This window comes from Tundrisphaera macrotermitis (genome assembly GCF_051175315.1).
Taxonomy (GTDB): domain Bacteria; phylum Planctomycetota; class Planctomycetia; order Isosphaerales; family Isosphaeraceae; genus Tundrisphaera.
The window spans coordinates 2,179,805-2,204,268 of record NZ_CP195100.1 but is presented as its reverse complement, the minus strand read 5'-3'; the positions used below and the strand labels follow the sequence as shown (position 1 = coordinate 2,204,268).

Here is a 24,464-nt window from a genome sequence, read left to right as displayed (position 1 = left end):
TGGAGCCGAGACCATGACACTCGCCGTAATGCTCGCGGCCGGAATCCTGACCACCTCCCCCGGATCGCCCGCGAGCCCTCCCCCGCACGCATCGCGGGCCGCCTACGAGGCGGAGCGCGATCGTGCCGGGGCGGATGCCGATTCCCAGATCCGCCTGGCCCTGTGGTGCGAGGCCCACGGCCTGCCCGCCGAACGACTCAAGCATCTGGCGCTCGCCTGCCTGCGCGACCCGAAGAACACCGCCGCGCGCGGCCTGATGGGCGTGGTCCGATTCCGCGACCGGTGGGCCTCCCCCGAGAAGGTGGCGAGCCAACTCTCCGACGACGCCGCGTACACGGCGACCTTGGCCGCCTATCGCGAGCGGCGGGCGAAGGCCCCCCAGTCCGCCGAGGGCCAGGCACGCCTGGCCCAATGGTGCGAGGAGAATGGCCTGATCGACGAATCGAAGGCGCACCACGCGATCGCGCTGCGGTTCGACCCGAATCGCGAACTGTCGCGGCGCAAGCTGGGCTTCAAGCGCGACGGCCGCCGCTGGGTGACCGATGCGCAACTCCTCGCGGAGAAGGAAGAGGCTCGACTCCAGGGCGAGGCGGACCAGAAATGGAAGGCCTCGCTGCTCGATGCCCGCGCCCGGTTGAACGATCGCGAGAAGCGGGCGCAGGCATCGGAGGACCTCGCGAATGTCACCGATCCGCGTGCGGTGCGGTCGGTCCTCGCCGTCTTCGCCCGGGGGGACGAGGCCGATCGGGGCCTGGCCGTCCGCCTGCTCGGCCAGATCGACGCGGCGGCGTCGTCCCAGGCCCTGGCCTGGTTCGCCGTCCTCGACGGGTCGGCCGAGATCCGCCGGGCCGCCGCCGAGACCCTGAAGCGTCGCGATCCGCGCGAGTATGCCGGGCTGCTCATCGGCCTGATCCGGAGGCCTCTGCGTTACGAAGTCCGACCCGTCGGGGGGCCGGGCTCCCCCGGGGCCCTGTTCGTGGAGGGTGAGCAGGCGATCAATCAACGATACTACGCCCCGCCCTCGGCCTCGTTCCCGATCCAGGTCGGCGACTTCCTCACCTACGACGATTATGGCCTGCCCATCTTGAAGCGGAGCGGCCCGTCGAGCCTCATCACGAAGCGCTACACCGGGAGTGCCGTGCTGAAGATGATCGAGGATGGGACGCTCCCCCTCCCCCAGTTGGCCGACTCCGGCGAGTTGGCCCGACGCCTCGATGTCGCCGGATTTGCTCCCATCGGCCAGTACATCCGACAAAATGGGATCCAGAGGCAGGCGGCGTTGGATGCGCGGGCCCCGGCCGAGCTCGCCAAGGTCGTCCGGGCCACGGCCGAGGCGGAGAAGCTGACGCCCGACGAGTTCGGGTTCGCGATGTATCGGAGTTCCCCCTACGAGACCATCATCCCGATCGGCCAGTTGATGGAGCAGGCGCGGACGGCGGCCGTGGTCTCGCAGCGGCAGCTCGAGGCCGACGTGGCGAGCCTGGATGAGCAGAACGCGCGGATCAAGTCCGACAACGATCTCGTCCTCGGCCTCCTCCGGTCGGCGGCCGGTAAGGATCTGGGGACGGACCCGGAAGGCTGGAAGGCCTGGTATGTCGATCAGCTGGGCTACCGGTACCAGTCGCCCGGGGAACTCCCCAAGCCGACGTATGTCGAGACGATCCCCTCGGCCTACACGCCCCCGCCGGTCGTCGTCTACACCCAAGTCCGCCCCCAGGAGACCTACTGGGATCGGCTTTCGTGCTTCGGGGCCGGGACCCTGGTCCGGACGCTGCAAGGGTCCGCGCCGATCGAGACGTTGAGCATCGGCGACCGCGTCCTGACCCAGAGCGTCGCGGATGGCTCGCTGTCGTATCAGCCGATCACCCGGGTCTATCACAACCCGCCCAGCGCGACCTTCCTGGTCAAGGTGGCCGGGGACACGATCGTGAGCAGCCCGTTCCATCGGTTCTGGGTCGCCGGCAAAGGCTGGGTGATGGCCCGCGACCTGGAAGGGGGCGAGGTCCTGAGGCTCCTGGACGGGACGAGGCGCGTCGATTCGGTCGAGGCGGGCCCGGAACAGCCGGTGTTCAACCTGGACGTGGCCGGCGATCACGACTTCTTCGCCGGCAAGGCGGCGGCGCTGGTGCACGACAACTCGCTGCCGGACACGCGGCTGGCGCCCTTCGACGCCGCGTCCGCCCTCGCGGACCCCCGTCAATAAAGGATGCGGAACTCGGTGCGGAAGGTGGCGTCGCCCCAGCTCGGGCTGGTCAGGGGCAGGGCGACCGAGGAGCCGAAGTCGATCTTGTCGCAGATCGACATCCGGATGCCGGGGCCGAGGCTCAGGTAGCTGGCGCCGCTGGAGTTCATCGGCACCCGGGCATAGGGGTTGGTGTAGGCCCCGTCCTGGAACGACCAGCCGTTGAACTCCATCGTGCCGATGATCGGCACGTCGGGCGTGACCTTGTACAGGACGTGGTTCAGGCTGAAGTGGTAGTGGAGCAAGGCCCCGGCGTAGGTGGGGTCGCCGCCGATGGGGATCCACTCGGCGAGCTGGGCCTGGAGGTAGGTCTCGTCGGCCAGGCGGATCGAGGCGAGCAAGGACGGCTCCAGCGAGACGTGGCCGGTGCCCAGCCCCTTGCTGGCGCTGCCGATCGGCAGGAAGGTCTTGAACTGGAAGCTGACCTGCATCAGCTCGCAGTCGAGCAGCAGCGACTTGGTGCCCAGGTTCATGTCGCCGAACCCGGAGTGGAACGCCTCGAAGTCGGGGTAGACCGTCCGGTACGAGAACTCGGTGAAGAAGGCGAACCGGCCGGTGGCGGCCTCGGTGTAGAGGTAGAGTTGATCATAGGTCACGGCCCCTTCGCCCAATGGCTTGGTGCCGCGCCTGGGCCGGCCCGCCTTGGTCTTGCGAGGCGGCGGCTTGGGCCCGTCGCCCTTGCCGTCGTCGCGGGCCCAGAAGTACTCCGAGCGGTCGGGGAACCGGAGGTCGATGCCGTGGTCCCAGCGGAACCGCTGGAGGGTCCGGGGCCGGGCATAGTCCTGGAAGAAGGCGGCGTTGGCCTCGGGCACCCAGCGGGGCTCGTAGCACGGGTCGGGGCAGCACAGGCATTCGTACATGTTGGCGAACACCCGCCCGACGAACGTGTGGGGCTCGTAGGCGTAGCAATTCTTGTGGCCCGGCACGCAGCCGGCCCGGCCGCAGCTCATCCCGGGGATCGGCTCGACCCCCACCGGGTAGCGCTGGCCGCAGGAGGCGCAGGCGGCCGGCGTGATGGCCGGGTCGAACTTGGCGGCCAGGTCGATGGGGATCGGCGGCAGGACGTCGCCGGCCAGGGGCGGCGGGGCGGCCTCCGGCACCGGCGGCGGGGGCGTGGTGATCGCCGCCACGGTCGGCATCGCCGGTTCGCCGGGCTCCCCGGACAGGACCGCCAGCGCCCGGGCGACCTCGGCGGGCGCGCCGGCCGGCTTCGGGCCGGGCTCCGGATCCGGCAACGCGGGCAACTCGGCCTTCAGGACCGGGGCCACGGCCTGGGTCGGCACGACGGGTTGGGCTGCGGCGGCCGGGGCGGGTGGCCCCTCATCCCTGGGCAGCGCGGCGCATCCGATCGGGCCGAGTAAGACGAGGGCGGACCAGGCGATGAGCCACCCGCGAGCCGGGCGTCGGCATCCTTGCGGTGGCGCGATCATCACGGGGCGTTCCTCGATTCCGGGCCGGTCGGCCGGGCGTCCGGGCCACGCCGGCCCGGCCTCCACCCGCGTCGCGACGATGAATCCCCGGGGCCGATCCATCGATGGGAGGGCCCGGGGCGGGTTTGGTGGGTGGCATCGAGGGATGTTCGCCGGGTTCTAGCGGAAGCCCCTTATCTTGGCAAGGTCAGGGCGGGCGAAGCCGCCGAAACTTGAGCCCAAACTTTCAAAACCGCGAAATCGGCCGGTAAAACTTCCAAAGCGGGCGAATCGGGATTGGCCCCGGGCCCGATCGGGGGTATCCAGCCCCTGTTGGACCTGCCTCTGACTCGAACGACCGGCCTCCCGCCTCGCGGCGATCACCAAGGGAGGGCGGCGGCCCTGGGGGTGCGATTGATGAGACGGCTGCCATCCGCGGGCCTGGGCGTTGCGTTCCTGCTGGCGACCGCGCCCGCCGCGTGGGCCCAGATCCCCGGCGTCCCGACCGGCGCCGGCGGCGTGCCCGGCATCCCCGCCGCCGCGGGCATCCCCGCCGCCGGCACCCCCGTCGCCGTGCCGATGATGGCGCCGCCCAAGTCGATCTGGAGCTGCCTCGGCCTGTCCAAGGGCGGCCTGGCGGCCTGCCGGGCCAAGCTCTGCCAGTCGCCCCTGGGCGGGCTGCTCAACGGAGGGCTCACCCCGCTGTCGGCCCTGAGCGGCGGGATCGTCCCGCAGGTCTGCCCGCCCAACCCGCTGGGCAACAACCCGGCGGGCGGGCCGGAGAGCGCGACCAGCGTGGCCAACAAGATCGCCGCCGACGAGGCCGGGGCCAAGGCCCGGGTCGCGGCGGTCGAGTACCTGGGCACGGTCGATTGCCATTACTGGCCCGACGCCGAGAAGGCGCTGATCGACTCGCTCCGCGCCGACCGCAACGAGTGCGTCCGCTATGCCGCCGCCCGCGTCCTGGGATCGGGCTGCTGCTGCACCAAGAAGACGATCGCCGCGCTGACGCTGACCGCCTCGGCCAGCAAGGAAGACGGCAACCCGTCGGAGAACTCCCCCCGGGTCCGCGCCGCGGCGATGGCCGCCCTGAACCGCTGCTCGTGCCGGCCGATCGAGATCGACGCCCCCGCGCCGATCCGCCCCGAGTCCCCGCCGCCGGCCCCCGCCCCGATCCGCCCCGAGGCCCCGACCGGCCCCGGCCTCGGCGAGCCCCCGACCCTGCTCGAACCCCTGGAAGCGGCCGCCGCCCGCGAGCGCTACCACGCCTATTATGAAGTCCGGATCGGCGCGATGACCCCGCTCCAGGTCATGGCCGGGGCCAAGCACGCCCTGGCGATCATCGAGAAACGGGGCGTGGTCGACAACGAGCTGATGCTCACCGGCCGCCGCAGCATCGCCGGCGCCCTGGCCGTGGCGGCCAACCCCCGCCCTGCCCCGGCTCCCACCCCCGACGCCGAACCCGCCCCGGCGACGGCCCCCGCCCCGGCGCTCGCCGAGCCGGCCCGGCTCGTCCCGCAACCCCGGGTCGCGGCTCGCGTCGACCCCGAGGTCTCCTCGTCGTCGCTCCGCCCCCGCCCCACGGTGGCCGCCGAGCCCGCCCCCGCCCCGGCACCGAAATCCGGCCGATCGATGCTCCAGATCATCCGCCAGTCGCGGTCGCCCGACACCCGCTGACGCCCGTCAGGATTTCGGCGTCCACAGGACGTACGCCGCCTCGAACTTCCCCCGATCCCAGCCACCCGCCCGGACGATCCTTCCGGTCTCCCGGCAATGCCAGAACGGCATGCAGGCGACGAACATGCCCAGATTGGCCGCCACCCGCTCCGGGAGTGCATCACATTCCTTGGGCGACTCGACGTCGAGTTCCGTCCCGCGCCTAGTGAAGAACTCGAAGGTGTGATCTCGGCTGATGCGCCAGCCATCGCGTTGCTTCCGCGCCAGATCGGCTTCGCCCACCGCCCCCTCATAGATCGGGAGGTTGTGGCACATGCTGTAGACCTCGATCAATTCTCCTTCGTCGAAGATTTGATAGAACAGGGCGGACGCCACGTCTTCCCAACCGTATTCGTAGGTCCGGGTGCCGAGCCGGCGCGAGAGGTCCGAAGCCAGTTCGCAAGACGAAACCATGATATAGTCATGAATTTGGGTCCACTCGTGGCCGCGGAGTTGATAGACCACGACCGGATCGTCGCGAACCGGCCCGATCATCATCCCATCCTCGGCCAGCAGGTCGCCTACGTGCGTCGGCGCGTCGCGATATCCCCGGAGCTTTGCGACGACCTGGGAGCATGGGGCACGGACCAGGAGATTGCCATAACTCAGGCCGCCGCATTCCCACCACATGGGGTCGATCCCACGCCTCGTCTCGCCCATGTCCCCTGACCGATGATCCATCGATGAACTTCCCCACCTGCCTCGGCCACCGGCCCGGGTCACCTATGGGTCGGGAACCATTCGGGATGGCGTGCCGGTCGCCATCATGCCGCATCGGCCCCGGGGACGCGAACGGGGAGGCCCGCCGCGTGGCGAACCTCCCCGAGGTGGACGATCCGGAGGATCCTTCGGGATGGGCGATTACTGCCCGCCCCGCCGGGCCAGGCCGTAGAACTCGTCGCTGGACAGGAGGCCCGCCGCGACGGGGGTCGCCGAGCCGCCCGGCGCTTCGAGCATGTCCTCCCAGTAGGCCGAGGCCGGGTCGCGCTCGCGGCGGAAGTAGGACGAGTAGAATCCGTCGAGGATCTGGTCGATCGCCTCGACCGAGTTCACCACGTTGGCGATGACCGCCGACCGGGGGGTCCGGTTGGCCAGGGCGGCCTTGGTGTCGGCCAGCCCGGCGGGGTCGACGTCGCGGCCCAGCACGTCCTGATACAGGGACGAGATGAACGCGTCGTCGGCGGCGTGCCTGGACTGGTACTCGGGCGAGTTGAGGATGCCCTGGGTGACGGACTCCTCCGACTGCCCGGACAGCAGGGCGTCGATCCACCCCTGGGCGAACGGGTCGAGCCCTCGCCCGAGGTAGGCCCGGTAGTACTCGGTGACCTGGATGGTGCGGTGCTCGGGCGAGTTGACGATCGCCGAGGAGACCGCGTTGCGGCTCATGGACCCGTTGGCCAGGGCATCGGCCCAGGGCTTGGCCTCGCCGGGCCCGGCCTCGCGGCCGAGGATGGCCAGGTAGAGCGACCGGACATAGGCCACGTTCGCGTCCGGGGCCGCCGTCCCCGCGAACGGGTTGGGCACGACCGGGACCACGGCAATCGGCGAATAGGGCGTCACGCCCACGGTCACCGACCCGTCGAGCAGGGTCCGGGCCTGGTCGACCACGAACCGCAGCGAGCTGTCGAGGTCCGTGTCCTCGACCACCGGGGCCGTCCCCTGGGCGATGCCGGGGAACGAGAACGACCCGTCGGCGGCGGTGACGGCGGTGGGCTCGCCGGCGTCGGGGGTGCTGTTGCCGTTGAGGTCCAGGAACACCGCCCGTCCGGGCAGGCCGGGCTCGCCGGGATCCTGGATGCCGTCGGCGTTGATGTCCAGGAACACGGTGCCCCGGGCCATCCCGGTCACCGCGACGCTGCCCGACGTGCCGGAGATGCCGGGGTTGGCGGGGTCGGCCACGGTGATCGCCTGCGAGCCGGACGTGCCCAGGACGACCGTGAAGGTGCCCACGCCGTCGACCAGCGGGGCGGGGCCCGGCACGATCGCGGTCGGGTCCGAATCGCTGAAGCTCACCGTGCCGGCATAGCCGGTGGCCACGTTGCCGAAGGCGTCCAGGGCCGTGACCGTGAAGGTCGTCGTCCCCCCGGCCACCCCCGGGGCGACATCCACCCGGAACCGGGTCGCCGGCCCCGACGCGGCCACGACCACGGAGATCGTGCCGGACAGGGCCGGGTCGGTCACTCCGGTCACGGTGAAGGTCTGCGGCCCGGCGGTGCCGAGCGTCGTGGTGAAGGTGCCCACGCCGTCGACCAGGGCCACGTCGGCCGGGAGGCCGGGCTGGGCCGGGGTCCCGGCGATCCGGACGGACCCCTCATAGCCGGCGACGACGTTGCCGAAGGCGTCCAGGGCCGTGACCGTGATCGTCAGCGGCCCGCCCTTCACCGGCGAGGCCGGCGAGGTGGTGACGGCCAGGGTCGCGACGGCGGCCGGGCTGACCACCAGCGGGACCGTGAAGGATTGGAAGGCCCCGTTGGAGTCGGCCACCGCGATCGTCACGCCCTCGGCGGGCACGGCCGTCGAGGTCGGCGTGCCGGAGAGCAGCCCTTCCGGGCTGAGGGTCAGTCCTTCGGGCAGGCCGATCGCGGCGAAGTAGTAGCCTTCGCCCGAGCCGCCCGACGGGGTGAACTGCTGGCTATAGGCCACGCCGGCCTGCGCGGGCGGCAGGGCCGTCGGCGTGATCGCCAGGGCCGGGTTGACGGGGATGACGAAGCCCTGGGTGGCCGTGCCGCCCTGGCTGTCGGTCACGGTGACGACGATCTCGATCGGCGCGGTGCCGGTGGGCGTGCCGGAGAGCAACCCGTCGGGGCTGAGGATCATCCCTTCGGGCAGGCCGGTCGCGGCGAAGACGTAGCCCATGCCCGAGCCGCCCGAGGCGACGAACTGCTGGCTGTAAGGCAAGCCCACCGTCGGGTCGGGCCCGGGGGTCGTCGCGATCTCGACCGCCAGGTTCACCGCGAGCGTGAAGACCTGCGTCCCGGCCGCGCCGATCTCGTCGGTGACCGTGACCGTGAAGGTATACGGCGAGCCCGTGCTGTCGGTCGGCGTGCCCGAGATCAGGCCGTCGGCGTCCAGGGTCAGGCCGGGCGGGAGGGCCCCGGCGGTGACGGCGAAGGCGTAGGCCGAGCCCGACCCGCCCGACGCGATGAGCTGCCGATTATATGCGTTGTCCATGGTTCCGACCGGCAGCGTGCCCGGCCCCACCACGATCGCCGGGTTGACCGTGAGCGTGAACGACTGCACGGCATCGGGCAGGGTGCCGTTGGCCGCGGTGATCGTGAACGAATACGGACCGGCGGTGCTCGCCGCCGGGGTCCCGGCCAGGGTGCCGGTGCCGTCGCCGTTGTCGAGGAAGGTCACGCCGGCGGGCAAGGTCCCGGCCACCGTCAGGGTCGGGGTCGGGGTGCCGGTCGTGGTGATCGTGAAGGTCTGGGCGTAGGCCACGGTGAACGTCGCGGCGGCCTCGCTGGTGATCGTCGGCGCGACGGTGGGCGGGGCCACCTGCACGGATCCGATGTCGACGGTGTTGGTGGGCGAGATGCGGGGCAGGCCGCGCTGGTCGGTCGTCAGGTCGGCGGCCGCGGCGAGGTCCCCGGCGCCCAGGACAGGGCTGCCGGCCTGCGGGAGCAGGGTCTGGGTGGGCCCACCGTTGCTGGCCAACGCGCCGAGCAAGGGGTCGGCCGTGCTCGCAATCGTCCCGTTGAATCCCACGGCCGTGCGGATCAGATTGCCCGTGCCCGAGGTGTTGCTCGTGCCGCCCAGGAGGCTGATGCCCAGGAAATCGGGGAACGAGAAGGAGCTGCCGCCGATGATCGTGTTGTTGATGGAGGTGTTCGCGGCGGCGATCCCGTCGGCGAGGCTGACGACGCCCGTGGCGACGGTGGAGGTGTTGGCGGTGATCGTGGAGTTGAAGATCGTCAGCGACCCGTTGCGATTGAAGATCGCCCCGCCGATCCCCAGGCCGGCCTGGCCACCGCTGCCCCAGCCGACGCCGCCGGCGCCGCCGATGGTCGTGTTGGACACGAGGGTGGAGTTGGTGAGAATGATGGTCCCTTCGTTGTTGAAGATGGCCCCGCCCAGCCCGGCCCCGCCGCCGCCCGGCCCGGTCGCGTTGGTGCTGGCGTCGCCGTTGCCGCCGCCGTAGCCGCCCAGGCCGGTGGCCGGGTCGGCGAACCTCTGGTAGGCACCGCCGCCGCCGCCGCCGAACCCGCCGTTGCCGCCGCCGGTGCCATACGTGCCGCCGCCGCCGCCTGCGCCGAACCCGCCGTCGCCGCCGGCCTGGCCGCCGTTGAAGTTGTCGTTGCCGCCGCCGCCGCCGCCGCCGAACCCGCCGTCGCTGAGGCCCGTCGCCGGGGCGGCGAGGCCGCCGCTGACGCCGGGCGTGCCGCCGCCGGAGGCCGAAACCGACACGCCGAACTCATTGGGGCCGCCGTCGCCGCCGTCCGCATCGTCGGAGTCCGGGGCCGACCCGCCGATGCCCGCTCCGCCCGTGAACAGGACGCCCGTCCCGGTGTAGTCGCCGCCGTCCCCGCCGGCGCTGCCGCCGCCGGTGGCGGCAGCGGTCGCGGGTGCACTTCCATCGAGGCTGATGTTGCCCCCGCGCCCGCCCGCGGCGGAGTTGCCCGTGAGGGTGGAGTTCTGGATGTTCAGCGTGCCCCGGTAGACGTAGATCGCCCCGCCCAGCCCGGCGCCGCCGCCGCCGGCCGCGTTGAGCGCGACCGAGTCGCCGCCGCGGCCGCCCTGGGCACGGCCCCCCGTGAGGGTGAGGTTGGACAGGGTCAGCGAGCCGGAGGAGCCCACGGCGAAGATCCGCCGCTCATCGTTGCCGCTGATCGACAGGCCCGGGGCGCCCGCGCCGTCGATGGTGACGTCATCGGCGGCGACCACCAGGCCGGTCGGGCCGAACCCCCGGATGCTGTCGCTGGTCGTCAGGTTGATCGTCTGGCCGGCCAGGCTCGCGCTGAAGACGATCGTGTCGGCATCGGCGTTGCCCCGGGCGTCGAGGATCGCCTGCCGCAGGGTGCCGGCCCCGGAATCGGCGATCGAGTTCACGATGAACTGGGCGAGGAGCTGCCGCCCTTCCAGGCTCTCCACCTGGAGCCGATCCCTCCTGCGCGAGGTGCGGGGGCGCAGGCCGGCATCCCGGCGTCTTCCGTGCTTGCGATTCATGGTGGCTCGTCCGGCGGAAAGGGGGGACGCCCGAGGAACGTCCATCGATTCATGCCCGGCGCTGGATCGCGGCCGGGCCCTCCGCCAGCCCGGCCGGCGCGTGGCCGGTGGCCGGGATGGCTTTGGTGAGAATTTAGGACATGGCGCGCCATTCCGGGCCGATGCTGCGATGAGAATCTGCGCGAATGACCATGCGACGGGCCGGGATCGCGCGGCCCGGGTGACGCAGGCGGGCCGATCAGCCCAGGATGCCGACGGCGATCATGGCCCGGATGTGGAGGCAGCCCTCGGGGTCGAGCCCATCGCGGCGGAAGATGAAGTCGGGGCAGTCGCAGGTGGGGCCGTGGACCGTCTGGGCCACGTCGTAGATGTTGCCGTCGCGCGACAGGCGGAACGCCCGCGAGATCGACCCGTCCCCCGGCGGGATCGGCCGGACATCATAGTTGATGTTGTTGATCGTGAGCGTCAGCCGGGCGCGGCCCGGCCGCCGCGTCGGGGGGGGCGGACCTGATCCGGCCTCGGGCCTTGGGTTCGTTTCGGCGTCCATGCGGGGGGCCTTGTTCAGCTGGCGCGGCGGAGCGCCTCGGAGACGATGGTCTTGGTGTCGTCGAAGTAATCGGCGGCGATCATCCACTGGAGATAGTCTGGCTTGGACCGGGCGATCTCGTCCAGGGTCCTTCCCTTGTACTTGCCCATGATGAAGACGACCTGCCCCTCGTCGGCCCGCGCGAACATCCCGCTCATGTCCAGCGCCCGGGGGTCGGCCAGGTGGTCGTGGAGGGCGTCGATCGTCCTGGGCAGGTCGTCGTACCAGGCGACCTGCGCGTCCAGGATCGCCAGCGTCGCCAGCACGTCGGCCGCGGCGCCGTGGGCCCCCTCGTGGTCCTTGCCGCAGTAGAACCGGTACGCGGCGGTGAGGTCGCGGGGCTCGCGCCTGTGGAAGATGTGGCAGGCGTCGATCACCTTGCGGCCGGCCACCGGGAAGTCGATGCCGATCCGGTTGCACTCGTTGACCAGCAGCCGGAGGTCATACTTGAGGATGTTGAACCCGCACAGGTCGCACCCGTCCAGGAACCGGATCAGCCCCGGCGCGATCGCCCGGAAGCTCGGCATGTCGGCCACGTCATCGTCGGAGATCCCGTGCACGGCGGTCGCCCCGGGGGGGATCGGCACGCCGGGGTTCACCCGCCGGGTCCGGTGGTCGGGCTCGCCGCCGGGGACCAGCTTCAGGACGCTGACCTCGATGATCCGGTCCACCTTGGGGTCGATCCCCGTCGTCTCCAGGTCGAGCACGGCCAGGGGGCGATCCAGGACGATGTTTTCCAGCATGATTCCCTCCCGGTCGAATGATCCTCCTGTTCTTGTCGGCAGCCCGACCGCCCCGAATCCGGCCATTCTCCCCTCCGAGGGCCGTTTTCCGCCCCGGCCGATCCGGTAGAATCGCCCCGAAACTCCCGATCGACCACCACCGAGGCCCGGATCATGAACGTCGCCATCGTCGCGGGGCTGCTCGGCTTCCTCGCCGTCGCCGAGGAAGGGCCGAAGCGGCCCAACGTGATCCTGGTCATCGCCGACGACCTGGGCTGGGACGACTGCAGCCCGTTCGGCAACCCAAGGGTCCGGACGCCCCACATGGCCCGCCTGGCCCGGGGCGGGATGTGCTACGATCGGGCCTTCGTCACCACCAGTTCCTGCAGCCCGAGCCGCGCGAGCCTCCTCACCGGCCGCTATCCCCACGGCACCGACGCCGAGGAGCTGCACTGGCCCCTGCCCGCCGCGCAGGTCGGCTTCGCCGAAAAACTCCGGGCCGCCGGATACTACACAGCCGCCGCCGGCAAGTGGCACCTGGGCAACCCCGCCAAGCGCGGGTTCGACGCGGTCCGCGAGGCCAACCCGGCCGGCTTCCAGCTGGAGGCCGGCAAGGCCATGAATGCCGATGGCCCCGGCGCGGCCCAGGGCGGCGAGGACCAGTGGATCCCCGTCCTCCGCGACCGCCCCAGGGACAAACCCTTCTTGCTCTGGCTGGCCGCGCTCGACCCGCACCGCGACTACCGCCCCGGCGCCATCCCCGATCCCCATCTCCCCGAGGACGTGCTCGTCCCGCCCACCCTGCCGGACGTCCCCGAGGTCCGCGCCGACCTGGCCCGGTACTACGACGAGATCGGCCGGCTCGACCACCACCTCGGCACGGTCCTGGACGAACTGGACCGGCAGGGCGTGGCCGACGACACCCTGATCCTGTTCCTCAGCGACAACGGCCGGCCCTTCCCCCGCGCCAAGACCACCCTCTACGACTCCGGGATCAAGACGCCCCTGATCGCCCGCTGGCCGGGCCGCATCGCCCCGGGCAGCCGCTGCCCGTCGCTGGTCAGCACCGTGGACATCGCCCCGACGATCCTGGCGCTGGCCGGCGTCGACCCGATGCCGACCGTCCAGGGCAAGAGCTTCGCGGCGACCTTCCGCGACCCCTCGGCGAAGGTCCGCGACCACATCTTCGGCGAACGGAACTGGCACGACTTCGGCTATCACGGCCGCGCCGCCAGGTCAGAACGGTTCAAGTACATCCGCAACGACGACGCCGACGAACCTCTGACGCCCCCCGCCGACGCCGTCCGGAGCCCGACCTTCATCGCCATGCGGCGGCTCCGCGACCAGGGCAAGCTCACCCCCGCGCAGCGGGCCTGCTTCGTCGCCCCCCGACCCGCCGAGGAACTCTACGACCTCGACGCCGACCCCGACGAGTTGCACAACGTGGCCACACTCCCCGAGCACGCCGCCACCCTGGACGCGATGCGGAAGGCCCTGGCCGACTGGACCCGCGAGACGGCAGACGCCCCGCCCGCCCGCAAGAACCCCGACGAGTTCGACCGCGAGACCGGCGACCCCCTGCCCAACCGCGTCCGCCCGCGTCCACTCAAGGGGAAATGACGGAGGGAAACGTCAGGGTCTCAGATTCCCATCGCGATCCGCCTGCCATACGTCCCGAGTATCGACGTCCATCGCCGTGAGCCAGCCGCCGCCGTGGCAGTAGGTGTCGATGCAGACGAGGTGGCCGAGGTCGAGGATCTGGCCATCCTTCTGCGACGTGTGCCCGGCGATGACCGTCTTGCCCGACTGGTGAGGACCGGGGACCGTGTTGCGGAGCGACTCCCACCGCAGCATGTTGGCCTCCTGCTCCTCCATCGAGATGTCGGGGAAGTAGTTGGCGTGGATGAAGATGTGGGCGTCGTCCTCGTGGTAGTCGCGACACCCTTCCAGGAAGGCGAAGTGCGCCTCCGGGATCACCGCCCCCGGGCCGTAGGATCCGAAGGTCGCCCCGCCGCCGATGTCCAGGAACCACTGGACCGGGTACTTGCCCGACCGGACCTCCAGCAGCATCTGATCGTGGTTCCCCAGCAAAGGGACCAGATGGCATTGCCCGGCCAGCCCGATCAGGCGGTCGATCACCCCCCGGCTGTCCGGGCCCCGGTCGATGTAATCCCCCAGGGTGACGATCGTGTCCTCAGGCCGGGGCCCGATGGCGTCGAGCACGGCGTCCAGGGCCCTGGAGCAGCCGTGGATGTCGCCGATGGCGATGGTGCGCGGGCTGCGGCGGGGTCGGGTCATGCGTTGAGCCGCCAGATCGCGAAGTTCAGGGCCGAGGCGAACGTCACCCACGCCAGGTACGGCACCAGGAGCGCCGCGGCCGGCCGGCTCGTTCGGGCGAAGGCCGCGATGGTCGCCGCGATGGCCACCCACAGCACCGCGATCTCGACGAACGCCGGGCCGGGGCTCCGCAGGGCGAAGAAGATCCCCGACCAGGCCAGGTTCAGCGCCAGTTGTACGCCGAACAGCACCAGGGACCCCTGCCTCGCGGGCGACGGCCCCCGTCTCCAGACCAGCCAGGCGGCCACCGCCATCGCCAGGTAGAGGGCCGTCCAGACCGGGCCGAAGAGCCAGCCCGGGGGCGTCCAGGCGGGCTTGGCCAGCCCGTCGTACCACGGCCCCAACCCCCGGCTCGACCAGTACCCGCCCAGCCCCGCCACGGCGAAGCACAGGGCCACGAACCCGGCCAGGGCCAGGGCATCCCGGCCCGCCCGGCCGGTGGTCGTCGAAGCTGCCGGGACGCTCATGGGTCCGATTCTCCGCCGGGTGGATCGATTCATTCGCTGATCTCCGGCCCCATGACACCACCCCGAGGCCGTCGGCCGCAAGGTTCCGCGAACTTTCGGGGCCGATTCGCAGGATCGCCCCGCGGGTCGTCACAAACCGACCCCGCCCGGGCGTCCTTATCTTCGAACGGCAGGACATGGCCCGAAGCACCTTCGAAGGAGCAAGACATGACGCGCACCTGGTGGGCATTGGCGGCCGGCATCGGATTGGGAGCCGGGGCGATGGCGATGGCCTCGGCCCACGACGAGGGCGAGAAGGTCAACGCGATCGCCGAGCGGATGATCCTGGAGAAGCTCGACGGCAAGGACGCGAAGGTGACCTTCGTGGAGGTGACCATCGAACCCGGCCAGGCGGGCGTCCCCCACCGGCACCCCGGCCCGGGGTTCGGCTACATCCTGGAGGGGGAATACGAGTGGGCCATCGACGACCAGCCCGCGAAGATCCTCAAGGCGGGCGAGACATTCTATGAGCCGACGAAGTGCCTCCACCGGGTGTCGCGGAACCCGTCCACCAGGCAGAAGGCCCGCCTCCTCGCCGTGGTGCTGCAGCCCCGCGACGGCGGCCCGGTGGCCGTGCCGGAGCCGGCGCACGAGTGAATCCAGGGTTGGCGGCAGCATCGGGCTCCATCAGCGACGGAGGGATATGAGATGAAGATCGTGGTGATCGGCGGATCGGGGCTGATCGGGTCGAGGCTGGTGGCCCTGCTCCGCGGGCGGGGGCATGAGGCGGTGGCGGCGTCCCCTTCGACGGGCGTCAACGCCCTGACCGGCGAGGGGCTGGCCGGGGCCCTGGAGGGGGCGCAGGTCGTGGTCGACGTGTCCAACTCGCCGTCGTTTGAGGACCGGGCGGCCCTGGAATTCTTCGAGACCTCGGGCCGGAACCTCGCGGAGGCGGAGCGGGCGGCCGGCGTCGGCCACCACGTCGCGCTGTCGGTGGTGGGCACGGACCGGGTGCCCGCCCTCGGCTACGCCCGGGCGAAGATGGCCCAGGAAGCCCTGATCCAGGCAGCGGGAATCCCCTACACGATCGTCCGCGCCACCCAGTTCTTCGAGTTCGTGGGCGCCATCGCCCAGTCGGCCACGCTGGGCGACGAGGTCCGGCTCCCCCCCGCCCTCCTGCAGCCGATCGCCGCCGACGACGTCGCCGCCGCGCTGGCCGAGATCGCGACCTCCCCCCCGCGCAACGGCATGGTCGAGCTGGCCGGCCCCGAGCCGATCCGCCTCGACGAACTCGCCCGCCGCGACCTGGCCGCGAAGCACGACGCCCGCCGCGTGACCACCGACCCCCAGGCCCGCTACTTCGGCACCCCGCTGGACGACCGCTCCCTCACCCCCGGCGACCGCCCCCTCCTGGGCGCGACCCGCTTCGACGACTGGCTCGCCCGGGCCTGAACCCCGGGCCAGGATGCGGGCTCGCCTCGCTCTATTGAAACTTGGGTCGTTCGGCGGCGAAGAATCCCGGCCATCGACGACCCGGTTTCGTCGGTTGGACACCGCCCACCGATCCATCGTGCGGAAGATCGGTCGGCGGTGTCCATCCTCCGGCAGCCTTTCTTTATTGGATCTCCCCTTGTTTGTACTGGCGAAGGATCTTGCCGCCATCGGTCTCGATCACGGTCGTCCCTAGCGGAATAGGCAGGTCGGAGAATTTTCCTTCTTCCACGACAGGATGCAGTTCGACGGATCCGAGCGTGTGCGAGTATTTGCCGAAGCCCTGAAGATCTCGGGGCGAGGTCGGCGGGTCGAGATAGATCGTGGACTCACACTCGGCGGGGAACCAAACTCCCGGATCGACTTTCCGCCATTTCTTCACCATGCCCACCTCGACGGGACGCTCTGCGCTGATGTCCGGGTTGAAGCCCTCCATTTTGACCGGGAGATAGTTATGTGAAGGCGAAAGCCAAACTTTCATGATGTCGGGATCGGATGCCTTCCTGTAAGACAACAACCGCACGAGCTTGCAGGCCTCTCCATCGACGGCCTCGTCCCGGACATACTCGACCTTGAGCGGCACCCCCTTCGAGTAACGGCCGGCATCCGGCAGGCCCTTCAGGGTCGCGTCGCCGCCGAGCAAGGTGGAAAATGGGACATTGACCATCAATGATTGGAAAAGGACCAGGAATGGGTTATATCGATCGTGGATGGCTTTTGATTCATTATATCGAATATTGGCAATGACATTGCCCTGGACATACCGGGTGTTTTTCCCATCGCTGATCGTCGTGGTGTCGATGATCAGCTCCTGGCCGGCCACGGGAATCTCGGTGGTATCTTCTTTGAGATAATATTGATTATTTTTTATGATACAATCAATGGCTTGATTGCGCTCACGAAGCATCCCGTCCAGCGCAATCGCTGGATTCACGAGGCGATAATCCGTTTTGATGGAAATTCTTAAATCGCGATAATTTCTTTCGTTTGATTTGACAGCTTCGATGATCGATTTCATCTCTTCGGCCGCCCCTGCCTCGGCGTAGAAGGGGATCGATAAGATGAACATCGAGAGGCAACCGGCAAAAACTTTCATGGTCGTACCCTCCTACATGATGCCGGGCGTCCGAGAACGACCCGAACACGGGCCAAAGTCGCCTCAAGACGACGCCCACTGATGTGACACGACCACGAAGCTCCTTGGCCCGGGCATCGCCCGCCGATCTATCCTATCAGAGGATCGGCGGGCGGTGCCAACCCTCCGAAACCGCCTGCCGCTCCGCCGGCAAGCCGGGCTCCGGGCGATGATTCATCATATCCCCCATCATCCGCTTTTTGCTGCCCCCGTCTCGGCCCCCAAACCTCAGGATGTGTTCACTCGGGGCTTGCATGGCCCCGTGGTTATTATATCCTGGCAATCCTCGATCCGATGCTCGAATCTATCCGCTCCCGGTTTTCTCCTGGACGATTCGGAGCCATCCATGCCCCCCTATGGACTCAAATCCTCGCTTGTTGCCATCGTCTGCGGCCTCGTGGTGCTGATCGGCACCGATTCCCTCTCCGCGCCGGATGGACCGGCGTCGGGGCCGCTCGCGGCGAACGGCATCACGAAATTCAAGAAACGCTACGTCCTCCAGGCCGAGCAGGACGTCTTCCGCAAATGCCAGGAGACGATCGATGCATTTGCCATGGCGGACCAGGCGATCCAGGAACTCGGGGCGGTCTCGGCCAATCAGCAGGCCCTCGTCGAGTTGCAGCAACGGATCGCCGAGAACCAGGCCTCCATCTCCAACATCCGCGTCGCCATGAGGTCCGGCAATACCATCGCGCTCCGCGAACAGCTGCGGGCCGCGGAGACCGACCGGAATATCGCCAAGGCGAGGCGGGGGAAACTCGGGCCGGGCCAGCCGAAGGCCAAGCAGGTCAGGAGGATGCAGGATGAGGCCCAGGATGCGTGGAGGTCCGCCGAGGCGAGTCAGCTCGAGTTGAGGAAGATGGTCCGCGAGGTCGCCGAGCGATACCGTTCGCTCGCGGCGAATCCGGCGGTCCGCGAGGCGATCGGCAAGTCGGAATTCGGCCCCACGGACGGATTCAAGAAGCTGGCGTTCGACCTCCAGGTCCCGATCCAGGCACCCGATCCCGCGTCGGGCAATGCGACCGCCATGCCGGGATATCTCTCCGACGCCATCGACGAGTTGACCGGGGCCGCGGAGGGCCTACGAGCGATCCAGTTCCAACGGAACGGAAAGGATTACGACGAACGCTATCGGAGGAGGGAGCAGACGGTTGGCGCCATCCAGGCGGCGATCGCGGCCCTCAAGAGGGGGGAGGTCGACACGAAGCTGATCGATGAGGCAACCCGATTGAATCGCGGGTATACGAATCCGAGGGTCATGATGCCCAAAGTGAGGCAGGCGATCGATGCCGCGGGCGAGGCACTGGATAAGGCGAAGTCGCTGATCGCCGGGAATCCACAGGGCTGAGGCGAAACGGCCAGATCACGACGCCTCCCCGATGGATCTCCCGGAGCAGCCCGGTGGCCGCGCCCCGTCATCGTCGCGGCCACCTGCCGCCCTGGACGTGCCGTGCTCGATCCCTGCTCGATGTCGCCCGGCAGGATCGTCCGGCATTGCGGGCAGGCGACGGCAGCCTGACGGAGGCAAGGGGACAACGCCCACCCGTGTTCCGATCACATCGAACGACAGGTGGGCGGTGCCCGCCCTACGGAAGGCCGGTGGGACCGGATCAGACCTCGGCCAGGGGCGACGTGGCGTCGCCGAAGCGGCCGGGGCGGACGTCCATCTTGTCCATCAGGGAGAGGTAGAGGCGGCACATCTGGCGGTCGGGCTGGCCGCGGTAGTCGAGGACGCGGCCGGTCTGGATCTTGCCGCCGCCCTTGCCCAGCAGGACCACCGGGAGCTGCGAGTTGTCGTGGGCGCCGCTCATCATGCTGGAGCAGAACAGGAGCATGGAGTTGTCCAGGGCGGTGCGTTCCCCCTCTTGGATCGCGTCGAGCCGGGCGGCGACGTAGGCCACCTGCTCGGCGAAGAACCGGTTGACCTTGAGCCAATCGGCGTTGTCGGTGTGAGACAGGAGGTGGTGGATCATATAATCAATGCCCAGGTGCGGGAACCGGAGCGACGAGTGGTCGTTGTTGAGCTTGAGTGTGGTGATCCGCGTCGTGTCGGTCTGGAAGCCGAGGACGAGGATGTCGCACATCAGCCGCATGTGGTCGGCGATGTTCTGGGGGATCCCCTCCGGCGGGCGCGGGATGTTGGGCTTGTCGAGCGTGGGCCGCCAGCCCTGCAGCTCGCCCTGCTTGCCGGCGGAGTCGATCCGCTGCTCCACGTCGCGGACCGAGTCCAGGTACTCGTCGAGCTTGCGGCGGTCCGACAGGCTGATCCGGCGGCGGAGGTCGCCGGCATCGGCCAGCACCGCGTCGAGCACGCTGCGGTCGCCGGCCCGGGCCTCGTCCTTGAAGAGGCGGTCGAAGGCCAGCGCCGGGTACAACTCCAGGGGGGTGGGCGTGGTGGGCGAGGTCCAGGAAATATGCGAGCTGTAGAGCATCGAATAGTTCTTGTGGACCGATGGGTTGGCCTTCTCGCACCCCAGCACCAGGCTGGGCACCTTGGTCGACCGGCCGTAGGTCTGGGCCAGCAGCTGGTCGACCGACGTGCCCGAGCGGATCTCGCCGCCCGACGCCAGCGGCGCCCCGGAGAGGAGGTTGCCGGTCTGAGAGCTGTGGATGTTCCCCTTCTGGGCCTCGGCGTTGTACAGGCCCTGGATGAACAGCATCTTGTCCCGGACGCCCTGCAACGGTTGGAGCACCCCGCCCAGTTCCAGCCCGGCGGGGGAGGGCTTCGCCCACCACTCCTTGCCGTGGAAGCCGTTGCCGGCGAAGAACACCGCCAGGCGGACCGGGGCCTCGCTCGAATCCCGGCGGCCCGCCGGCTCGTCCCCCCAGACCCGCACCGACTCCATCCACGGCAGGGCCATGGAGACGCCCAGGCCCCGCAACAACGTCCGGCGCGAGAAGGTGTGTGAGCTGGTCATCGCGGGCCCCTGGCTGGATGGAATTCGGTTGGGTTTATTCATCGTCGTCGACCCGGTCGCGCCCGCGGATCTCGCGGAACGGCCGGCTCCGGACCACGACCTCGATGGCCGCTCCGACCGCATGGTCGCGGGCCTTCAGCGCCGCCTGCATCTCGTCCAGCAACGGCTCGTCGGACAGTTGCACGGCCCGGCCCAGGGCATAGCCCAGCAGCTTCCGGCAGAACTGGCGGACGAAGGCGTCGCGGCGGGCGGTCAGCAGGTAGCCCCGCAGCCCGTCCAGTCCGGCGAACTCCGCCCCGTCGGCGGCCTTCGCCCGGACGTCGATCGGCCGATCCCCCAGGTCCTTGGTCCGCAGCCGGCCCACCGGGTCGAACGCCTCCAGGGCGAAGCCCATCGGGTCGATCCGGACGTGGCAGGTGGCGCACTTCGGGTTGCTGGCGTGCTGCTCGACCAGCTGGCGGACGGTCAGCCCCTCGGTGGCCGATTCGTCCTCGGGCAGCTGGGGGATGTCCTTGGGCGGGCGCGGCAGGCGCTCGCCGAGCAGGACCTCGCTGATCCAGTTGCCCCGCAGGGTCGGGCTGGTCCGCGACGCCCCGGACTGCTTGGCCAGGGTGGTCGCCTGGGCGAGCACGCCGCCCCGCCCCCTGCCCTTCAATCCGTCGACCCGCCGCCACTCCGGACCGGCCACGCCGGGGATCTCGTAGTGGGCGGCGAGGGCTTCGTTCAGGAAGGTGTGGTCGGCGTCCAGCACGTCCAGCACCGGGCGATCCTGCTGGAACAGGTCGGCTAGGAACCGGATCGTCTCCTCGTACATCGCCCCCCGGAGGCCGACGAAGGTCGGGAAGTGCTGCTCGCTCTTTTCGTCCAGCTGATCGAACTCGTAGACGTGGAGCCACTGGCAGGCGAACTCGGTCGCCAGCCGCCGCGCCTTGCCGTCCTTGACCATCCGCCGCGCCTGGGCCGCCACCACGTCCGGGTCGCGGAGCCGGCCGGAGGCGGCCAGCCCGCGCAGCTCGTCGTCGGGCGGGGAGGCCCAGAGGAAGTAGCTCAGGCGGTTGGCCATCTCCCAGTTCGAAACGGGGGCGGAGGCCACGCCGGGGGCGGGGACCTCGGCCCGGTACAGGAACGCCGGGGCGACCAGGATCCTCGCCAGGGTCAGGCGGAACGCCTCGTCATGGGGCAATCCCTGCTCCCTGAGCCGGCCATAGAGCCCGCGCAGTTCCTCGGCCTCGCCGTCGGCCAGGGGGCGGCGATAGGCCCGGGCGGCGAATCGGACCAGGGCGTCGATCTGGACCGGCTCGGCCGCGACGAGCTTGCGGCGGAGGGCATCGGCCCCGGCCATGATCGCCGGCCGCAGCGGCTCGAAGACCTTGGGGTCGGCGTCCTGCGAGGCATATTCCAGGAGCTGGGCGAAGACGTCGACCAGCTTGATCGCGTCCTGACCGATGAAGTGCAGCTCCTCCCACATCCGGTCGAGCTGCGCCGATTGGGCATCGTCGAGCATCAGCCGGCGGAGCGGCTCGTCCTCGCGATGGACGAGGGTGAGCGTCACCGCCTCGTCGATCGGGACGATCTTGGTGTAGCAGAGGGCGGCCGGGAACGCCTGGCGGAACTCGTCGAGCGAGGCCTCGATCCGCCGTTTCGCGGCGGACCCGTCGCGGGCGACGATCGGCCCGGGGCCCAATCCCGGCCCGGCGGCCACCGGCCCCACGACCGCCCGGAACTGCACGCTCCCCTCGCGGCCGGCCTCGGGGTGGAGCAGCCCCGAGGCGACGAACTCCGCCCCCGCCGCGAGGTCGGCCGGCAGCCGGAACTCGACCACGCCGGGCGCCCGGACGGCGAGGCTTGCGGGGTCGACGGCCACGCCATCCGGCCGGGTGCCGAACCGGGGATCGCCCCGATCGGCGGGCGTGTCCCGGGCCGGACGCAGGGTCGACGCCATCAGCGGCCCGGCCGGGGCCAGCAAGAGGCCCCGGAGCGCGGCATCCGGCGAGCCCGGGGCCGGGGCGGCCTCCCCCCGGAGCATCGCCCGGACCTGATCGGCCAGGGCCGCCTTCTCGGCGGGATCGGCCGACGACCGCCACCGGGCCAGCATCGACCCGGCCGGGATAACGGCGCCGGGCGTCGCCGGGGCGATCGGCTCGCTGGCGAAGTGCCAGACGCCGGCCGTGCCCGATGCGTCCGCGTGGGGGTTGCCGGCCAGGATGTCGGCCGACACGTCGCGGCCCAGGTCCCAGGACCGATCTCCGGCCTGGAGGGTCAGGGCGATAGCGGTCAAGTCGCAGACGTGGCTGCCGTCGCGGGGGCCGACCACCAGGGCCAGCGCGTCGCCGGGGCGGACCTCGACCGGGTCGGCGATGGAGATCGGGGCGGGCTTGCCGCCATCGGTCACGCCCGATGCCAGGGCCTGCCGGGTCCGGCCCCGGCGGAGTTCGAGCGACCAGGCCACGCCGTTTCCGCAGGCGAGGTGGGCGTCCCGGACCATCCCGGACACGCGCAGGCCCGCCGCGCCCGGGCTCCGCCAGCCGACCACGACCTGCCGCGTCGGCGTCGGGTGGACGGCCACCGAATGCGGGGGGATCGTCCCCGGGATGCTCGCGGCCTGGTCGGTCGGGTTCGCCAGCACGCTCAGGGCCTCGTCGCCGACCCAGCCCTTGATGGCATCGAAGCCCGGGAAGCCGGCCACGGTCCGCGTGATCGGATCGCCCAGCGAGACCGGGCCGCCATGATCCAGGCCCAAAGCCTCCAGCCAGGCCGACAGGGCCTCGGCCGGGACGCCATGCTTGGACGCGAGTGCGGGCAGGTCGACGGCCCCCGGCTCCCGGCCGACATCGTCGGCGATCGCCAGGCATTGCGCGGCCGCGTCGATGATCCGGGCGCGGCGGGCCGCCAGGTCGCGGGCCACCGGCCCCGCGTCGCGCAGGAGGAGGTCGGGGCGCCCCGGCACGACCAGCCTCGGCCGCTCCCAGACGGCGAGGTCGCCATCCGACCCGTCGCCGGCATCGCCGACCGCGAGGCTCAGGACCACCTCGCCGCCGTCGGGCACGGCCGGCAGCTTCTGGCGGATCTCCTGCCGGGCCACGATCGGGCTGATCGGCTCCATCCAGGCCTTCGGGCCGCCCACCTTGCCGATGTGGCCGACCAGATTGAACCGCCACAGGAGGCCCTGCCAGCCTTCCACCTCGGCCGCCAAGGCACCGGCCTCGCCGGGCCCGGCGGCCTTCCAGCGGCCCCGCAGCCCGTCGAGCATCGGCGAAGGATGCGACTCATCGGCGAGCAGCCGCCACAGGATCCCCAGGTATTTCGGGCTTAGGCCGTGGTCGCGGGCGACGTTCGCGATCGCGTTCGAGGGGTCGGCCCGCAGGGCGTCGCGGCCCGCCAGGGTGGCCGCGAGGTAGCGTTCCAGGGGGAGGCGTCCGCCCTGGTTGGTCTCGAAGACCAGCCCCTGCACGACCACGGAGTTGCCGCCGCGCGGGTCGGTGAAGGCCCGGTAGAAGTCGCGGATCCGAGCCAGGCCCTCGTTGGTCCAGTCACTCGGGGTGGTAGTCGGGGAGAACCGGAACCCATCGGGCAGCAGCACCGCGTGGGCGGCCACGCCCTTGGCGGCGTCCAGGTACTTGGTCACCAGGGCCGGCGACATCACCAGGGCGTTGCCGGTGTTGGTGAACCCCTCCCCCGCCGCGCCATCGACGGGGAACTCGCGGGCCGGCGACAGGTCGTCGAGCCCGGTGAGGTCGCGGAGGGTGTAGGTGTACTCGGCGTTGCCCAGCCGGCGCAGGACCACCCGGCCCGGGTCCCCGGCCTGCTTGCGGGCTTCCGTGGTGAGGTAATCATGCACCCACGCCTTGAGCTTCGCCCGCTCGGCGTCGGTCGGCTGCCTCGCATCCTTGGGCGGCATCTGGCCGCCGTCGAGCATCGCCCCGACCTTCTGCCAGGCCCTGGGATGCTTCCTCGCCTCGTCCCAGGCGGCGAACTCCTCCAGGTCGAGGTCCCCCTCGACCCGGTCCCCGGCGTGGCATTCCTGGCAATACCGCGCGATGAGCGGCCGGATCTCCGACTGATACGCCGCCCCGGCCTCCCCGCCCTCGGCCCGGATCGGCCCCGCCAGCCCGAGCAGCACCGCCGCCCCGACGATGAAGATCCTCGCCCCAGTCGCGTCGCGTCCCATGCCCACGCTCCCGGTCGGCTGGTCCTGATCGGCTCGTTCATCATCTCGGCTGGTTAGGATACCAAATTGTCAAACATTTCGCCCAGCGTCAAGCAACGGCCATGCTCGAGCACCGCATGCACATTCGA

At 70.4% G+C, this 24,464-nt stretch carries 16 protein-coding genes; 6 read left to right on the top strand and 10 right to left on the bottom strand.

Translation table 11 applies throughout. The features are described from left to right. The first annotated feature begins 13 nt into the window (after window positions 1-13). On the top strand, window positions 14-2,203 hold the full coding sequence (locus TA3x_RS08950; protein WP_435020366.1) for a polymorphic toxin-type HINT domain-containing protein: 2,190 nt from the start codon (window positions 14-16) through the stop codon (window positions 2,201-2,203). Here TA3x_RS08950 and TA3x_RS08945 read toward each other — a convergent pair. Further along, window positions 2,197-3,672, bottom strand: coding sequence for a hypothetical protein (locus TA3x_RS08945; RefSeq protein WP_435020364.1), 1,476 nt, complete (start codon window positions 3,670-3,672; stop codon window positions 2,197-2,199). The genes TA3x_RS08950 and TA3x_RS08945 overlap by 7 nt on opposite strands. A gap of 396 nt (window positions 3,673-4,068) precedes the next feature. Here TA3x_RS08945 and TA3x_RS08940 point away from each other — a divergent pair, with 396 nt between their 5' ends. Beyond that, window positions 4,069-5,328 carry a hypothetical protein gene (locus tag TA3x_RS08940; protein WP_435020362.1) on the top strand — a complete coding sequence of 420 codons (1,260 nt, stop codon included), beginning with the start codon at window positions 4,069-4,071 and terminating at the stop codon, window positions 5,326-5,328. A 6-nt stretch (window positions 5,329-5,334) separates the two neighbouring features. Here the strand turns inward: TA3x_RS08940 and TA3x_RS08935 are convergent, their stop codons facing one another. From TA3x_RS08935 to TA3x_RS08920, 4 genes are all read right to left on the bottom strand, one after another. After that, window positions 5,335-6,048, bottom strand: a complete 714-nt coding sequence (locus tag TA3x_RS08935; protein ID WP_435020360.1) for a hypothetical protein — start codon at window positions 6,046-6,048, stop codon at window positions 5,335-5,337. A 180-nt stretch (window positions 6,049-6,228) separates the two neighbouring features. Continuing rightward, entirely contained in the window at window positions 6,229-10,533 is a 4,305-nt protein-coding gene (locus TA3x_RS08930; RefSeq protein WP_435020358.1) for a putative Ig domain-containing protein, read from the bottom strand. Window positions 10,534-10,771: 238 nt separating this feature from the next. After that, window positions 10,772-11,080: a hypothetical protein gene (locus TA3x_RS08925; RefSeq protein ID WP_435020356.1), complete on the bottom strand. Its 309-nt coding sequence runs from the start codon at window positions 11,078-11,080 to the stop codon at window positions 10,772-10,774. Window positions 11,081-11,094: 14 nt separating this feature from the next. Beyond that, window positions 11,095-11,862: an exonuclease domain-containing protein gene (locus tag TA3x_RS08920; protein ID WP_435020354.1), complete on the bottom strand. Its 768-nt coding sequence runs from the start codon at window positions 11,860-11,862 to the stop codon at window positions 11,095-11,097. A gap of 153 nt (window positions 11,863-12,015) precedes the next feature. Here TA3x_RS08920 and TA3x_RS08915 point away from each other — a divergent pair, with 153 nt between their 5' ends. Beyond that, complete coding sequence (locus TA3x_RS08915; protein ID WP_435020352.1) at window positions 12,016-13,461, top strand: sulfatase family protein; 1,446 nt, start codon at window positions 12,016-12,018, stop codon at window positions 13,459-13,461. Between the two features lie 12 nt (window positions 13,462-13,473). On the opposite strand, the gene TA3x_RS08910 is transcribed toward TA3x_RS08915, so the two are convergent. Together TA3x_RS08910 and TA3x_RS08905 are read right to left on the bottom strand one after the other, a co-directional pair. Continuing rightward, entirely contained in the window at window positions 13,474-14,139 is a 666-nt protein-coding gene (locus TA3x_RS08910; RefSeq protein WP_435020350.1) for a metallophosphoesterase family protein, read from the bottom strand. After that, window positions 14,136-14,645, bottom strand: a complete 510-nt coding sequence (locus tag TA3x_RS08905) for a TspO/MBR family protein (RefSeq protein WP_435020348.1) — start codon at window positions 14,643-14,645, stop codon at window positions 14,136-14,138. Before TA3x_RS08905 ends, TA3x_RS08910 begins: the two co-directional genes overlap by 4 nt. 207 nt (window positions 14,646-14,852) lie before the next feature. Here TA3x_RS08905 and TA3x_RS08900 point away from each other — a divergent pair, with 207 nt between their 5' ends. Together TA3x_RS08900 and TA3x_RS08895 are read left to right on the top strand one after the other, a co-directional pair. Further along, window positions 14,853-15,281, top strand: coding sequence for a cupin domain-containing protein (locus tag TA3x_RS08900; RefSeq protein ID WP_435020346.1), 429 nt, complete (start codon window positions 14,853-14,855; stop codon window positions 15,279-15,281). 51 nt (window positions 15,282-15,332) lie between these two features. Next, window positions 15,333-16,076, top strand: a complete 744-nt coding sequence (locus TA3x_RS08895) for an SDR family oxidoreductase (RefSeq protein WP_435020344.1) — start codon at window positions 15,333-15,335, stop codon at window positions 16,074-16,076. A 163-nt stretch (window positions 16,077-16,239) separates the two neighbouring features. On the opposite strand, the gene TA3x_RS08890 is transcribed toward TA3x_RS08895, so the two are convergent. Next, entirely contained in the window at window positions 16,240-17,211 is a 972-nt protein-coding gene (locus tag TA3x_RS08890) for a hypothetical protein (RefSeq protein WP_435020342.1), read from the bottom strand. Window positions 17,212-17,365: 154 nt separating this feature from the next. On the opposite strand from TA3x_RS08890, the gene TA3x_RS08885 reads away from it, so the two are divergent. Continuing rightward, window positions 17,366-18,598: a hypothetical protein gene (locus TA3x_RS08885; protein WP_435020340.1), complete on the top strand. Its 1,233-nt coding sequence runs from the start codon at window positions 17,366-17,368 to the stop codon at window positions 18,596-18,598. A 262-nt stretch (window positions 18,599-18,860) separates the two neighbouring features. Here the strand turns inward: TA3x_RS08885 and TA3x_RS08880 are convergent, their stop codons facing one another. Together TA3x_RS08880 and TA3x_RS08875 are read right to left on the bottom strand one after the other, a co-directional pair. Then, the gene (locus tag TA3x_RS08880) at window positions 18,861-20,168 is read right to left on the bottom strand and encodes a DUF1552 domain-containing protein (protein ID WP_435020338.1); all 1,308 of its coding nucleotides are present in this window, start codon (window positions 20,166-20,168) and stop codon (window positions 18,861-18,863) included. A 34-nt stretch (window positions 20,169-20,202) separates the two neighbouring features. Further along, window positions 20,203-24,336, bottom strand: a complete 4,134-nt coding sequence (locus TA3x_RS08875) for a DUF1592 domain-containing protein (protein WP_435020337.1) — start codon at window positions 24,334-24,336, stop codon at window positions 20,203-20,205. Between the last annotated feature and the right edge of the window lie 128 nt (window positions 24,337-24,464).

Excerpts from the sequence above, each read along its gene's own strand:
- TA3x_RS08900 (WP_435020346.1), top strand. The coding sequence starts at position 14,853 with ATGACGCGCACCTGGTGGGCATTGGCGGCCGGCATCGGATTGGGAGCC.
- TA3x_RS08910 (WP_435020350.1), bottom strand. The coding sequence starts at position 14,139 with ATGACCCGACCCCGCCGCAGCCCGCGCACCATCGCCATCGGCGACATC.
- TA3x_RS08930 (WP_435020358.1), bottom strand. The coding sequence starts at position 10,533 with ATGAATCGCAAGCACGGAAGACGCCGGGATGCCGGCCTGCGCCCCCGC.
- TA3x_RS08905 (WP_435020348.1), bottom strand. The coding sequence starts at position 14,645 with ATGAGCGTCCCGGCAGCTTCGACGACCACCGGCCGGGCGGGCCGGGAT.
- TA3x_RS08915 (WP_435020352.1), top strand. The coding sequence starts at position 12,016 with ATGAACGTCGCCATCGTCGCGGGGCTGCTCGGCTTCCTCGCCGTCGCC.
- TA3x_RS08895 (WP_435020344.1), top strand. The coding sequence starts at position 15,333 with ATGAAGATCGTGGTGATCGGCGGATCGGGGCTGATCGGGTCGAGGCTG.
- TA3x_RS08920 (WP_435020354.1), bottom strand. The coding sequence starts at position 11,862 with ATGCTGGAAAACATCGTCCTGGATCGCCCCCTGGCCGTGCTCGACCTG.
- TA3x_RS08940 (WP_435020362.1), top strand. The coding sequence starts at position 4,069 with ATGAGACGGCTGCCATCCGCGGGCCTGGGCGTTGCGTTCCTGCTGGCG.
- TA3x_RS08880 (WP_435020338.1), bottom strand. The coding sequence starts at position 20,168 with ATGACCAGCTCACACACCTTCTCGCGCCGGACGTTGTTGCGGGGCCTG.
- TA3x_RS08875 (WP_435020337.1), bottom strand. The coding sequence starts at position 24,336 with ATGGGACGCGACGCGACTGGGGCGAGGATCTTCATCGTCGGGGCGGCG.
- TA3x_RS08945 (WP_435020364.1), bottom strand. The coding sequence starts at position 3,672 with ATGATCGCGCCACCGCAAGGATGCCGACGCCCGGCTCGCGGGTGGCTC.
- TA3x_RS08890 (WP_435020342.1), bottom strand. The coding sequence starts at position 17,211 with ATGAAAGTTTTTGCCGGTTGCCTCTCGATGTTCATCTTATCGATCCCC.
- TA3x_RS08935 (WP_435020360.1), bottom strand. The coding sequence starts at position 6,048 with ATGGATCATCGGTCAGGGGACATGGGCGAGACGAGGCGTGGGATCGAC.
- TA3x_RS08925 (WP_435020356.1), bottom strand. The coding sequence starts at position 11,080 with ATGGACGCCGAAACGAACCCAAGGCCCGAGGCCGGATCAGGTCCGCCC.
- TA3x_RS08950 (WP_435020366.1), top strand. The coding sequence starts at position 14 with ATGACACTCGCCGTAATGCTCGCGGCCGGAATCCTGACCACCTCCCCC.